General features: G+C 71.1%; 9 protein-coding genes and 1 riboswitch. Of the genes, 4 read left to right on the top strand and 5 right to left on the bottom strand.

Going from position 1 to position 12,094, the window contains the following annotated elements; genetic code table 11:
- The first annotated feature begins 68 nt into the window (after positions 1-68).
- From ACIRHA_RS07910 to ACIRHA_RS07900, 3 genes are read left to right on the top strand one after another with little or no spacing between them, the layout of a single operon-like run.
- Positions 69-1,520, top strand: a complete 1,452-nt coding sequence (locus ACIRHA_RS07910; protein WP_403841219.1) for a basic amino acid/polyamine antiporter — start codon at positions 69-71, stop codon at positions 1,518-1,520.
- A 35-nt stretch (positions 1,521-1,555) separates the two neighbouring features.
- Entirely contained in the window at positions 1,556-2,818 is a 1,263-nt protein-coding gene (locus ACIRHA_RS07905; protein WP_403841217.1) for an arginine deiminase, read from the top strand.
- A gap of 30 nt (positions 2,819-2,848) precedes the next feature.
- The gene (locus ACIRHA_RS07900; RefSeq protein ID WP_403841214.1) at positions 2,849-5,035 is read left to right on the top strand and encodes a hypothetical protein; all 2,187 of its coding nucleotides are present in this window, start codon (positions 2,849-2,851) and stop codon (positions 5,033-5,035) included.
- On the opposite strand, the gene ACIRHA_RS07895 is transcribed toward ACIRHA_RS07900, so the two are convergent.
- From ACIRHA_RS07895 to ACIRHA_RS07875, 5 genes are all read right to left on the bottom strand, one after another.
- Positions 5,019-6,278 (bottom strand): MFS transporter, encoded by a 1,260-nt coding sequence (locus ACIRHA_RS07895; protein ID WP_403841212.1) that lies wholly within the window; start codon positions 6,276-6,278, stop codon positions 5,019-5,021. The two genes, ACIRHA_RS07900 and ACIRHA_RS07895, sit on opposite strands and share 17 nt — an antisense overlap.
- Positions 6,279-6,406: 128 nt before the next feature.
- Complete coding sequence (locus ACIRHA_RS07890) at positions 6,407-7,522, bottom strand: acyl-CoA dehydrogenase family protein (protein ID WP_403841210.1); 1,116 nt, start codon at positions 7,520-7,522, stop codon at positions 6,407-6,409.
- Positions 7,519-8,646 carry an acyl-CoA dehydrogenase family protein gene (locus ACIRHA_RS07885; protein WP_403841208.1) on the bottom strand — a complete coding sequence of 376 codons (1,128 nt, stop codon included), beginning with the start codon at positions 8,644-8,646 and terminating at the stop codon, positions 7,519-7,521. Before ACIRHA_RS07885 ends, ACIRHA_RS07890 begins: the two co-directional genes overlap by 4 nt.
- Positions 8,647-8,770: 124 nt before the next feature.
- On the bottom strand, positions 8,771-9,562 hold the full coding sequence (locus ACIRHA_RS07880) for an enoyl-CoA hydratase/isomerase family protein (protein ID WP_403841205.1): 792 nt from the start codon (positions 9,560-9,562) through the stop codon (positions 8,771-8,773).
- A gap of 52 nt (positions 9,563-9,614) precedes the next feature.
- Entirely contained in the window at positions 9,615-10,928 is a 1,314-nt protein-coding gene (locus tag ACIRHA_RS07875) for a CaiB/BaiF CoA transferase family protein (RefSeq protein ID WP_403841202.1), read from the bottom strand.
- A gap of 225 nt (positions 10,929-11,153) precedes the next feature.
- Here ACIRHA_RS07875 and ACIRHA_RS07870 point away from each other — a divergent pair, with 225 nt between their 5' ends.
- The gene (locus ACIRHA_RS07870) at positions 11,154-11,831 is read left to right on the top strand and encodes a GntR family transcriptional regulator (protein WP_403841200.1); all 678 of its coding nucleotides are present in this window, start codon (positions 11,154-11,156) and stop codon (positions 11,829-11,831) included.
- Between the two features lie 15 nt (positions 11,832-11,846).
- Positions 11,847-12,046: riboswitch (cobalamin riboswitch) on the top strand.
- The last annotated feature ends 48 nt before the right edge of the window (positions 12,047-12,094 follow it).

Below are 12,094 nucleotides of genomic sequence, written 5' to 3'. Positions count from 1 at the left end.
AACGTAATGGTAGAAAACTGTTCTCCGAGTGTCCCGGCTCTCCCGCACCGCAAACCGAAGGGGACGTGATGGAGCAGCAGGCCTCTACGGAGTCCACGACCTCCCCACCGCCCGCGAAACTCGCCCTGTTCACCCTCACCACCATGGTCATCGGCTCCATGGTCGGCGCCGGCGTGTTCTCCCTCCCGGCACGCTTCGCGGAGCAGACGGGGGTGGCGGGAGCGCTCATCTCCTGGGCGATCGCCGGTACGGGCATGCTCATGCTCGCCTTCGTCTTCCAGTCCCTCGCCGTGCGCAGGCCCGACCTGGACGCGGGCGTCTACGCCTACGCCAAGGCGGGCTTCGGCGAGTACGTGGGCTTCTTCTCCGCCTTCGGCTACTGGGCCAGCTCGTGCGTCGGCAACGTGACGTACTGGGTGCTGATCATGTCGACGGTCGGCACGATCTGGTCCAGCCTCGGCGAGGGCGACACCGCGCTCGCCGTGATCCTCTCCTCCGTGGGCCTGTGGGCGTTCTTCCTGATGATCCGCCGCGGCGTGAAGGAGGCCGCGGCCATCAACAGGATCGTCACGGTGGCGAAGGTCGTGCCGATCGTCATCTTCGTGATCCTGGCGCTCGTCTTCTTCGATCCGAGCGTGTTCGCCGAGAACTGGGGCGGCGCCGACTACGCGGGCTCCCTGTTCAGCCAGGTCAAGGGCACGATGCTGGTCACCGTCTTCGTCTTCCTCGGTGTGGAGGGCGCCAGCGTCTACTCGCGGCACGCCAAGCGCCGCGAGGACGTCGGCAGGGCCACGATCCTCGGTTTCCTCAGCGTCTTCGCCATCTTCGCCTCCGTCGTGATCGTCTCGTACGGGATCATGCCGATGGGCGAGATCGCCGAGCTGCGCCAGCCGTCCATGGCGGGGGTCCTTGAGGAGTCCGTCGGCACCTGGGGCAAGGTCTTCATCAGCGTCGGCCTCATCGTGTCCGTGCTCGGCGCCTATCTGGCGTGGACGCTGATGGCCGCCGAGGTGCTGTTCGTCGCCGCGAAGGACGACGACATGCCGCGCTTCCTTCGCCGCGCCAACCCCGCGGACGTGCCGGTGCCGGCCCTGCTGATGACCACGATCCTGACCCAGGTCGTGCTCGTGGTCACCGCGTTCTCCGACGACGCCTTCAACTTCGCGCTCGACCTGACCAGCGCCCTCTCACTGATCCCGTATCTGCTCGCGGCCGGGTTCGCCGCGAAGATCGGCATGCGCGCCGATCCGCTCACCGCGGGCGGCCGTGCCTCGAACCGTGAACTGACCATCGCGTGGGTGGCCGTCATCTACACGGCGTTCCTGCTGTACGCGGCGGGGCTGAAGTTCGTCCTCGTCTCGCTGATCTTCTACGCCCCGGCCACCATCCTCTTCGTGATGGCCCGCCGTGAGCAGGGCCGCCGCCTGTTCTCGCCGCGTGAACTCGTCATCCTCGCCGTCTCCGTCATCGGCGCCGTGACCGGCATCGTCGCCCTGGCCGCCGGCTGGATCAGCCTGTGACCGCACCGTCCCATCCTCTTCCCGGGAGGCACCCCGTGACCGACCCCGACAGCTCCGCTCCCGCCCCCTACGGCGTCCACTCCGAGGTGGGCCGGCTGCGCAAGGTCCTCGTCTGCGCGCCGGGGCTCGCGCACCGCAGGCTGACCCCGACCAACGCGGACGACCTGCTCTTCGACGACGTGATGTGGGTGGAGAACGCCCAGCGCGACCACGCCGACTTCGTCAACAAGCTGCGCGGGCGCGGCGTGGACGTCGTCGAGCTGCATGAGCTGCTCGGCGAGACGATGGCGATCCCGGAGGCGAAGTCCTGGCTCCTGGACCGGAAGATCGTCGCCAATCAGGTCGGGCTCGGCCTGATCGACGACACCCGTGCGTTCCTGGAGGGCCTCGATCACCGGCAGCTCGCCGAGTACCTCATCGGCGGGCTCGCCACCACCGACCTGCCCGACGACTACCGCTCCCCGTACGTGAACCTGGCGCGCGAATCCACGGGCGTGCGCGAGTACTTGATGCCCCCGCTGCCCAACACCCTCTACACCCGCGACACCACGTGCTGGCTCTACGGCGGCCTCACCCTCAACCCGCTGTACTGGCCCGCGCGGCACGACGAGACGCTGCTGATGAAGGCGGTCTACCGGTTCCACCCGGACTTCGCGGGCTCGACCGTGTGGTGGGGCGATCCCGAAAAGGACTGGGGGCAGGCGAGCTTCGAGGGCGGCGACATCATGCCGGTCGGCAAGGGCGTCGTCCTCATGGGCATGAGCGAGCGCACCTCGCGGCAGGCCATCACCCAGGTCGCGGCCTCCCTCTTCGAGCGCGGCGCCGCCGAGCGCGTCATCGTCGCCGGGATGCCGAAGCTGCGCTCCGCGATGCACCTGGACACCGTCTTCACCTTCGCCGACCGCGACATCGTGACGCTCTACCCGAAGATCATGGACGCGGTGCACACGTTCTCGCTGCGCCCCAGCGACAAGGCGCCGGGCCTGGAGATCACCGACGAGGGCTCGGCCGCGTTCACCGACGTCGTCGCGAAGGCCCTCGGCCTCGGCGACCTCCAGGTGATCGAGACAGGCGGCGACGTGTACGCGTCCGAACGCCAGCAGTGGGACAGCGGCAACAACGCGGTCGCCCTGGAGCCCGGCGTGGTCTTCACCTACGACCGCAACACCCAGACGAACACGCTGCTGCGCAAGGCGGGCGTCGAGGTCATCACCATCGTCGGCGCCGAACTCGGCCGCGGGCGCGGTGGCGGCCACTGCATGACCTGCCCCATCAGCAGGGACCCGCTCGACTATTGAGGCGGCCCCTGGACCGGTACCGTCGAGGGCATGGAGAAGGTCACGCTCCATCCGCTGCTCCGAGCGGTGGCCCTCGTCGTGGCCGCCGTCGCCACACTGACCGTGTGCGTCACGGCCACCGTCCGCGGCACGCTGCTCGACCCCGGCTTCCACGCCGCCGTCCTCGACGAGCAGCACGCGTACGACCGGCTCTACAACGAGGTCCTGGTCGACCCGAAGGCCTCCCCGGTCACCCGTGATCTGCTGGCCGGGCTCGCGGTGCCGGAGGCCCAGATCACCTCCAACCTCAAGCTGGTGGTGCCGCCCGACACGCTGCGCGACCTGACCCGGCAGCAGATCGACGCGGTGGTCGGCTACCTGAACGGCGACCGTGCGGACCTGCGGCTCGTCGTCGACCTGCGCCCGGTCCTCGCCAACCTCGGCGACCTGGCGCACACCTACTTCGGTGATCTCGTCGCGGGCGTCCAGAACCGCTCCGAGCCCGATTTCGACCGGTTCCGGGCGACGCTCGCCGACGATGTGCGCGAACTCGCCGCCGGGCGTGCGCCCGAAGACCTGCCGCGACTGCCACTGACACCGGACCAGGCGAGCCGCGTCACCGATGCCCTGCTCGCCCTCGTACCGGCCGGGGAGCGCGAGGACCTGCGCCCGGAGGTCGAGACGGCGCTCGCGGAGGGGGACGTCGGCACCGCGCTCGCCGCCGTCGCCCCGGCCACCGTCACGGACCGCGTCCAGGGCGCGGCGGCCCAGCTCCGCACGCTCGTCGACGGCGGCACCTGGGACCTGACCGACACCCTCGTTGCGTCGGGCAACGACCTCTCGGGGCTGCACGAGGCGCGCCCGTACACGGCGGTCGGCCTCGGAGTGCTCGAAATCGTGGCGGCGGGGCTGCTGTTGCTGTCCCTCACGGTGTTGTGGCTGCTCGCTCCGCAGCAGCCGGGGCGCCGGCTGGTCCTGCTCGGGATTCCGCTCTTGGCGGGCGGAACGCTCGCCGCGCTCGCCGCCTGGGTGACGCGGATGGTCACCGACGGGCGGCTCGTCGCGCCTCCCGACTCGTGGCCGCCGAGCCTGACCCGCCTCGTGGACGACGTGCAGCGCGCTGCGGTCGGCCACCTCACCGGCACGGCGTTGTGGGCCGCGCTCGTCCCCGTGCTTGCGGGGTCGCTGCTCGCCGGTGTCGGCCTGCTCATGAGGACGGGGCTCGCCGGCCGGGTCCCCCAAGCCGCGCGGGAGCGGCTCGGATCGCCGCGACGGACGGTCGGCCTTGGGTTTGGGGCGGCGTGCGTGGCCGTCGCGGGGATGATCCTGATGCCGCTGGCCGCCTCACCGGCGGCGGCCCGCGAGTGCCAGGGCAGCACCGAGCTGTGCGACCGCCCCTACGATGAGGTCGCGTACCTGACCATGCACAACGCGATGTCGACGACCGCCGACCACTTCATCGGGCCGCTCCAGGACCCGCACATCAGCACGCAGTTGGACCACGGGGCGCGCGCCCTGCAACTGGACACCTACCGCTGGGAGCGGCCCGAGGAGATCGCCGGGCGTCTGAACGGCTCCGACTTCACGGCCGAGCAGCGGGCGCTGGTGAGGTCCGCGGTCAACCGGGTCAATCCGCCGCGCAAGGGGCTGTGGCTGTGTCATTCGGTGTGCCGGGCCGGGGCGATCCCCCTGGTGCCGGTGTTGCGGGAGGTCAGCGACTGGATGAAGGACCACCCCCATGAAGTGGTCACCCTGATCATCCAGGACGCGATCTCCGCCGAGGACACCCAAGAGGCGTTCCGGCAGGCCGGTTTGGACAAGCTGGTCCGACGGCCGGACGCCGATCCGGCGAAGCCGTGGCCGACGCTCGGCGAGATGGTCCACAGCGGCCGGCGTCTGGTCGTCTTCGCCGAGAAGGCGGACGGCCCGGCCCCCTGGTACCGCAACTTCTACCGCTACGGCATGGAGACGCCGTTCACCTTCCGCTCCCCGGACCAGATGAGCTGTGTCCCGCACCGCGGCGGCGACGACAAACGGCTGTTCCTCCTCAACCACTTCATCACCAACAACGGCGGCAGCCGCATCGACGCGGGCGAGGTCAACGCCCGCCGCTACGTCCTCGACCGGGCACACCGCTGCGAACGCGAGCGCGGCAAGCCGGTCAACTTCATCGCGGTGGACTACGCGACGATCGGGGACGCGCAGGGCGCCGTGGACGCGCTCAACGAGGGCCGCTGACCGGCTCCTTCGCCGACTCCGGCTCCTCGACCAGCGACGTCTTCGACGTCTCGGGCATCAGCGCGTAGGTGATCAGCGAGATCAGGGCGCAGCCGGAGACGTAGAGGAAGAACCAGTTCTCGTGGCCCGCGTCGGCGAAGGCCAGGGCGACGTAGGAGGCGGTGCCGCCGAAGAGGGCCTGGGCGAGGTTGTAGGGGACGGCGACGCCCACGGTGCGCACCTCGGTGGTGAACAGCTCCGCCTTCACCACCGCGTTCACGGACGAGTACCCGGCGACGATCGTCAGCGCCAGGACCGAGAACGCGAGGGCGGCGCCCCAGGTCGGCCACGCCTTCATGCCGCTGAGGATCGGATAGGTGCCCAGCGTCGTGCCGATGCCGAAGAAGATCAGCACCGGACGGCGGCCGACCCGGTCCGATATGTATCCGCCCAGCGGCAGCAGCACGAGGAAGACGCAGAGCGCCGCGAGACTCACCCAGGACGCCTGCTCCTTGGGCAGGCCGACGCTGTTGACCAGATAGCTGTTGAGGTACGTCGTGTACGTGTAGTAGGCGACGGAGCCGCCGAGCGTGAGGGCGAACACCAGCACGGCCGCGCGCCGCTGCCGCCACACCTCGCGCAGCGTGCCGCGCCGCTTCTGTACGTCGCCGGCCTCCGCCTTCACGTACGCCTCGGTCTCGTGCATACCGCGGCGCAGATAGAAGACGGCGACGGCGCCGAGCGCGCCGATCACGAAGGGGATGCGCCAGCCCCACTGGGTCAACTGGTCCTCACTGAGCAGGGTTTGGAGCACGATCAGGATCACCAGACCGGCCAGTTGCCCCAGCGTCACGGAGACGTACTGGAAGCTGCCGCCGAGGCCCCGCCGGTGGCCGGCCGAGACCTCGGTCAGGTAGGAGGCGCTGGCCGCGTACTCGCCGCCGACGCTGAGACCTTGCAGCAGGCGGGCCACGACGAGGACCACGGCGCCCGTGTAGCCGGCCGTCGCGTGGTCGGGGGCGACGGCGATCATCAGGGCGCTCGCCGACATCAGTCCGACGGTGACGGTGAGGCCCCTCTTACGGCCCTTGCGGTCCGCGAGCCTGCCGAGCAGCCAGCCGCCGACCGGCCGGGCGAGGAAGCCGACGGCGAAGACCGCCGCGGAGTTCAGGAGGGAGGCGGTGGGGTCGTCCGCCGGGAAGAACTGGCCGGAGAAGTAGACGGCGAAGGTGGCGTAGACGAACCAGTCGAACCACTCGATCATGTTGCCGATCGAGCCGACCAGGATGTTCCGGATGCAACTCCGTTTCTGTGCGGCCGTGCTGGCTACCGCTCTTGGGTTGACCGGACGACTCATCGTCGAGCCTCTCTGGGGAAGGGTGCGGCGGGAGGTCAGTGCGGCGCGGGCGCGGTGAGGACGTCCCAGAGGGTTGCCTCGCCGGCCGCGATGGCCAGGCGGCCCAGTGCGGCGGTCTCGGTCTGCTGCGGGGTGGGGGTGTCGCGCCAGGACCAGAGGCGGCGGGTGTACCGGTGCAGCGGGTACTCGGCGGTGACGCCGAGCGCACCGTGCAACTGGTGGGCCCTGCGGGCCACTTCGGTGGCGGTGGTCGCTGCGGTGATCCGCACGGTGGCGGCCGCGGCGGTCAGCCGATCATTCGGGACGCCGGTGTCCGCGCGGTAGGTGTCGCGCGCGTGGTTCAACGCGGCCTCGGCCTGCAGGAGATGGACGCGCATCGTGGCCAGGTGGGCGGCGACCGCCGGGATCTTCAGGAGCGGTGCGCCGAACTGCTCGCGCTGGGTCACGTGCGCGGCGGTCAGCTCGTAGGCACCCTCGGCCGCGCCGAGCAGAGCGGCCGAGCGGAGCAGGGCGAGGCGGGCGCGGATGCGTGCGGGGGACGGAGCGGCGGGCGCAAGCGTGTTCACCGGCGCCGCGGTCAGCTCGATCGCCTCGTACGGAGTGCCGCACAGGGCGGGGGCGGCCAGGTGGCGGGTGACGCCGGGACCCGTGAGGTCGACGGTCCACGGGCCCGCTTCGGTGGCTCCTTCGGATTCGGCCACCGGAACCAGGAGCAGGGTGTGTGCTCCGGACGCCCAGGGGACGGCAGGCAGTTGAGCGGTGAGCGTGCCGTCCTGGTCCGGCCCTGCGATGCCTGCGGGGAGGAGGGCGAGTGTGGTCGCCCCCGTGGAGAGGGTGGCGCACGAAGCGAGACACCAGTCGGCGGTGGCGGACTCCGCGACCGGGGTGGTCACGGCGTGCGAGGCGAGCGCGTGGGTCAGGGCGAGGAGGTCGTCGAAGGTGCCGCCCGAGCCGCCTGCCGACTCGGAGATGTCCAGGCGGGTCATGCCGAGTTCGGCGAGGCGGTCCCACAGCGCGGGGCCAGGTGCCTCCCCCGCCGGGTCCTCTTCGGCCGCGTCCGCCGCGAGTCCGCGCACGACCTCGCGGAGTTCGTCGGCGTACTCGCTGGTGATGGTGGATGCGCGGCGCCGGGGCTTGGCGGGGGTGGTCATACGCGGGTCTCCTCGCGGGCGATCAGGGACAGCAGGACGTCGGAGGCGCCGCCGCGCAGGCCGAACGCCGGGGCGGCGAGCAGCGCCTGGCCGAAGTCGCTGTCGGCAGTGGGTGGCAGGCCCCCGGAGGCCTCGCGGAACGCCTCGACGACGTCGTTCTCGAAGGCGTTGCCCAGGTACTTCAGGGCGGCGGCCGCACGGACCGGGGTCTCCCCGCGGTCCATGGCGGAGGCGACGTCCCAGCAGAGGCGGCGCAGGACGGTGAGCCGGGCGGTGAGGGAGCCGATGGACGCGGCGTCGGTGTCCCGGGTGCCGTGCCCGGTCCGGGCCGCCTCGGTGAGCAGCGCCACGAGGACGGGGTAGCTGGACAGGACGCGTTCGGCGCCACCGCGTTCGAAGGAGAGCTGCCCGACGACCTGGCGCCACCCCTCCCCCTCGGTACCGATGAGGCGGCCTTCGGGGACGAACACGTCCTCGAACCGCACCTCGTTGAAGTGGTGTTCGCCCGCCAGGTCGGGAATGGCGCCCGTGCTCACGCCGTCGGCGTCCATGTCGACGACGAACTCACTCAGCCCCTGGTGCTTGCGGTCGACGTCCTCGCGCGGTGTGGTGCGGGCCAACACGTAGGCGTGCGTGGCGTGGTGTGCGTGGCTGGTCCAGATCTTGTGGCCGCTGAGCCGCCAGCCGCCCGCGACGCGGCGCGCGGCGGTGCGGACCGACGCCAGGTCGGAGCCGGCCTCGGGTTCGCTCATGCCGAGGCAGAAGACGGCGTCGGTGGCGGCGATCCGCGGCAGGATCTCCTCCTTGAGCGCGGGGCTGCCGTGCCGCAGGATGGCGGGTCCGATCTGCCGGTCCCCGATCCAGTGCGCGGCGACGGGTGCGCCCGCCCGCAGCAGCTCCTCGGTGACGGCGAGCCGGTCGACGTTGCGCAGGGCGTGGCCGCCGTACTCGACCGGCCAGGTCATGGCGGTCATGCCGCGGGCGGCCAGTTCGCGGCTGAAGTCGCGGTCGAAGGAGCGGAGCCAGGCGTCGCTGCGAGGGGTGTAGCGGGAGGCCTTCCGCCACTCGTCGGTCAGGGTGCGGGCGGCGGACCGGGGGTCGGTGTGTGTGTCGGTCGGGGACATCAAGGGGGCTGCCTCCAGAAAGTTTCGGTCACCCGGCGATCGGTCTCGGGGCTCCGCCCCGGACCCCGCTCCTCAAACGCCGGAGGGGCTGGATCGCCTCAATCGCCGGCGGGGCTTGATCTGGTCAGGAACCCGTATACGTGCCAGTGCGCTTCTCGCGGAACGCGGCGTAGGCCTCGCGGGAGTCGTCCATCGACGTCACCACGGCCATGTGGGAGGAGATCAGGTCGAGCGCGGTGCGCAGATCGTGGTTCGCGCCCTGGCGGACGGCGCGCTTGATCAGGGCGAGGGCGGCGGGCGGCCTCGCGACGAGTCGGGCGGCGAACGCGTACACCTCGTCGAGAAGGTCGGCGTCCTCGAAGACGTCCTCGACGATGCCGAGCCGCTTGGCCTCGGCGGCGTCGACGAAATCGCCGGTCCACAGCAGACGCAGCGCCGCCGCCTGTCCGACGACGCGGGGCAGCAGCCAGCAGCCGCCGTCACCGGGGACCAGGCCGACCTTGATGTAGCCCTCGCAGAAGCGGGCCGAGCGGCCGGCGAAGCGCAGGTCGCAGAGCAGGGCCATGTCCATGCCCGCGCCGACGGCGGGTCCCGCGACGGCCGCGAGGACCGGCTTGTCCAGGTCGTCCAGGGCCCGGGCGACCTGGTGCACGCGCTCGGTGAGCAGCCTCTTCTCCTGGATCGGGGTGCGCTGTTCGCCCTTGAAGTCGGCGAGGTCCACGCCGGAGCAGAAGGCGTCGCCGGCGCCGGTGACGACGATGACGCGGACGTCCGGGTCGGCGTCGGCGCGGCGCAGCGCCTCGGCCCAGGCGTCGGCCATCGGGAGGGTGAACGCGTTCTTCCGGTGCGGGCGGCTGAGGGTGATGGTGGCGATGTGGTCGCGGGTGGAGTAGAGGAGGTCTTCGGCCGCGGGCATGGCGGATCCTTCCGTTCAGGGGGCGCTTCTCAAGGCCGTCGGGCGGCTGTTCTCAGGCGGCGGCGGTCGCGTCGATCGGTTCGCGCGCTGTTCCGTTGTCGAAGAGGGCGGCGGCCTCCGCGCCGGGCAGGCCGAGTTCGGCGAGGACCTCGCGGGTGTGCTCGCCGAGGTGCGGGGCGGGGCGGAGCGGTCCCTCGTCCTCGCGCGGGGAAGCGCCGACAGCGGGTTCGGTCATCCGGACCGGCGGTCGGCCGAGCAACAGCGGCCCCTCGGTGGGGTGTTCGGTGCGCTCGAAGAAACCGGTGGCGCTCAGGTGCGGGTCGGTGAAGAGGTCGTCGAGGGTGTTGACGCGGGTGGCGGGTATGTCGCGGGCGTCGAACTCGGCCTGCCACTCGGCCGTGGTGCGCAGCAACAGTTCGGCGTTGACCATCGAGTAGAGGGTGTCGATGTGCTCGGTGCGCTCCGTGATGGTGCGAAAGCGCGGATCGTCGGCGAGCGCGGGGCGGCCGATCGCGGCGAAGAAGGACCGCCACTGGGCGTCGGTGTAGATCATGACGGCGAGGTGGCCGTCCTTGGTGCGGCACGGACGGCGGTGCGGGGAACTGGTGCGGGCGTAGCCGGTGGGGCCCGTGGGCGGGTCGAAGACGCGGCCGCCCTGCTGTTCGAGCAGGGTGAACGAGGCCATCGTCTCCAGCATCGGGACCTCGACGGCGCGCCCCCGGCCGGAGGCCTGGCGGCCGTGCAGCGCGGCGAGCACGGCCGCGGCCCCGTAGATGCCGACCGTCTTGTCGGCCGCGGCCTGCCGCACGTACTCCGCTCCGCCGTCGCCGCCCTGGAGTGCGGCGACGCCTCCGGCGGCCTGGATGACGTCGTCGTAGGCGGGCCGGTCGGAGTCGGGGCCACCGGCGGCGAAGCCGCGGAACGCGCAGTGGACGAGGCGCGGGTTGCGCTCCAGCGCGGACTCGGCCGTGAGGGCGAGCCGACGGGCGGCGGCGGGGCGGAGGTTGTGCACGAGGACGTCGGCCGAGTCCACGAGGGCGGCGAGGACGGGCGCCGCGCCGGGCGCCTTGAGGTCGAGGGCGACGCTGCGCTTTCCGCGGTTGGTGTTGAGGAAGGCGGGGCCCATGCCGTTGCCTCGAGTGTCGGCTATGTAGCGGACGACGTCGCCGGCCGGCGGCTCGACCTTGATGACGTCCGCGCCCCACTGGGCGAGCAGCAGGGTGCAGTACGGGCCCATGAGCGTCGAGGTGATGTCGACGACGCGGACGCCGTCCAGCGGTCGGCCCGCAGGGGATCCACCGCCACCCGCTGCCGCCGCCGCGGCTTCAGAATTGTCTACCGATTCTGCCGGTTCCTTCGGCGTCATCGCCGAGTCCTCCTCTGAAATCGGCCACCGATAGCGCCTGTTGACGCCACCGCTGGGTCAAATTTCCGGGCGTTCGCCACTGAACGGGACATACATCCGAGCGAGACCTGAGCAAGACCTGAGCAAGATTGGATGCAATCTGACTCACCGTGCGGCACCATGTCAATGCCCCTGCACTTTCAGGGGAGTTAGAGTCGACAACCCTCGACGGGAAGGCAGGCACCAGTGACGGCTCAGACGGGAGCGGAGCGTCTTGACGCGGTGTCCGGAGCGGTGGCCCAGGTCGTGGAGGAGCTGCGGGCGATGCTGTTCGCGCGCGATCTGACGCCGGGCAGCCCGGTGCGGCAGGAGGCACTGGCCACGCGTCTCGGGGTGAGCCGGGCCCCGGTACGTGAGGCGCTGCGGGTGCTGGCGAGCGAAGGCGTCCTCGACCACGTCCGCAATGTCGGGTACCGGGTGAAGGTGCTGACCGCGGCCGAGTTCGAGCAGACGTATCTGATGCGGCGGGTCCTGGAGGCGGAGGTGCTGCGTCGACTGCCGCCTCTCCCGGCCTCCGCGCTCGAAGGACTCTCCGGCGTGAACGAGCGGATCGCGGAGGCGTCGGCCCGCGGCGACCTCACCGCCATGGCCCGCCTCAACTCGGATTTCCACTTCCGTATGTTCACCGCGTCGGGCCTGGACCTCGTCGTCGCCGAACTGCGCCGCGTCTGGCAGCTGAGCGACGGCTATCGGGCCTACCTCCTGCACGACCCGATGTCACAGAAGCGGATCGTCGACGAGCACGCGGAGATGGTCGAGGCGCTCCGCGTCCGCGACCACGAACGCCTCGTATCGCTCATGGACCACCACCGGGACGGAACCCGTCCCCAGCTGGAGGCGGTCTTCACCCCGCCCTCCGCCTAGCGGATGCCCGGCGTGATAGTTTCGCCGAGCCAGTCGTACCTTTGTGTGTTTTTCTACGCACACGGGTCAGGGAATCCGGTGGGAAACCGGAACTGACGCGCAGCGGTGAGGGTGACGGGCGGAGCCACTGCCACTGGGCCGGCACATCGGCCTGGGAAGGCGCTTCGCGCGGACGACCCCGAGTCCGAAGACCTGCTGGCGGTCTCCAGTGCCGCGTGGCGTGGGGGCTGGGGCCTGATCCAAACGGCAGGCCCTCACCATAG

The sequence above is a fragment of the Streptomyces sp. NPDC102360 genome, from assembly GCF_044766085.1.
Taxonomy (GTDB): Bacteria; Actinomycetota; Actinomycetes; order Streptomycetales; family Streptomycetaceae; genus Streptomyces.
Note: the sequence above shows the minus strand (reverse complement) of the source record. Positions and strands in the feature narration are given on the sequence as shown.

Bases quoted from the DNA above. Each gene is read 5' to 3' on its own strand.
- ACIRHA_RS07910 (WP_403841219.1), top strand. From the start codon at position 69: ATGGAGCAGCAGGCCTCTACGGAGTCCACGACCTCCCCACCGCCCGCG.
- ACIRHA_RS07900 (WP_403841214.1), top strand. From the start codon at position 2,849: ATGGAGAAGGTCACGCTCCATCCGCTGCTCCGAGCGGTGGCCCTCGTC.
- ACIRHA_RS07895 (WP_403841212.1), bottom strand. From the start codon at position 6,278: ATGATCGAGTGGTTCGACTGGTTCGTCTACGCCACCTTCGCCGTCTAC.
- ACIRHA_RS07890 (WP_403841210.1), bottom strand. From the start codon at position 7,522: ATGACCACCCCCGCCAAGCCCCGGCGCCGCGCATCCACCATCACCAGC.
- ACIRHA_RS07885 (WP_403841208.1), bottom strand. From the start codon at position 8,646: ATGTCCCCGACCGACACACACACCGACCCCCGGTCCGCCGCCCGCACC.
- ACIRHA_RS07880 (WP_403841205.1), bottom strand. From the start codon at position 9,562: ATGCCCGCGGCCGAAGACCTCCTCTACTCCACCCGCGACCACATCGCC.
- ACIRHA_RS07875 (WP_403841202.1), bottom strand. From the start codon at position 10,928: ATGACGCCGAAGGAACCGGCAGAATCGGTAGACAATTCTGAAGCCGCG.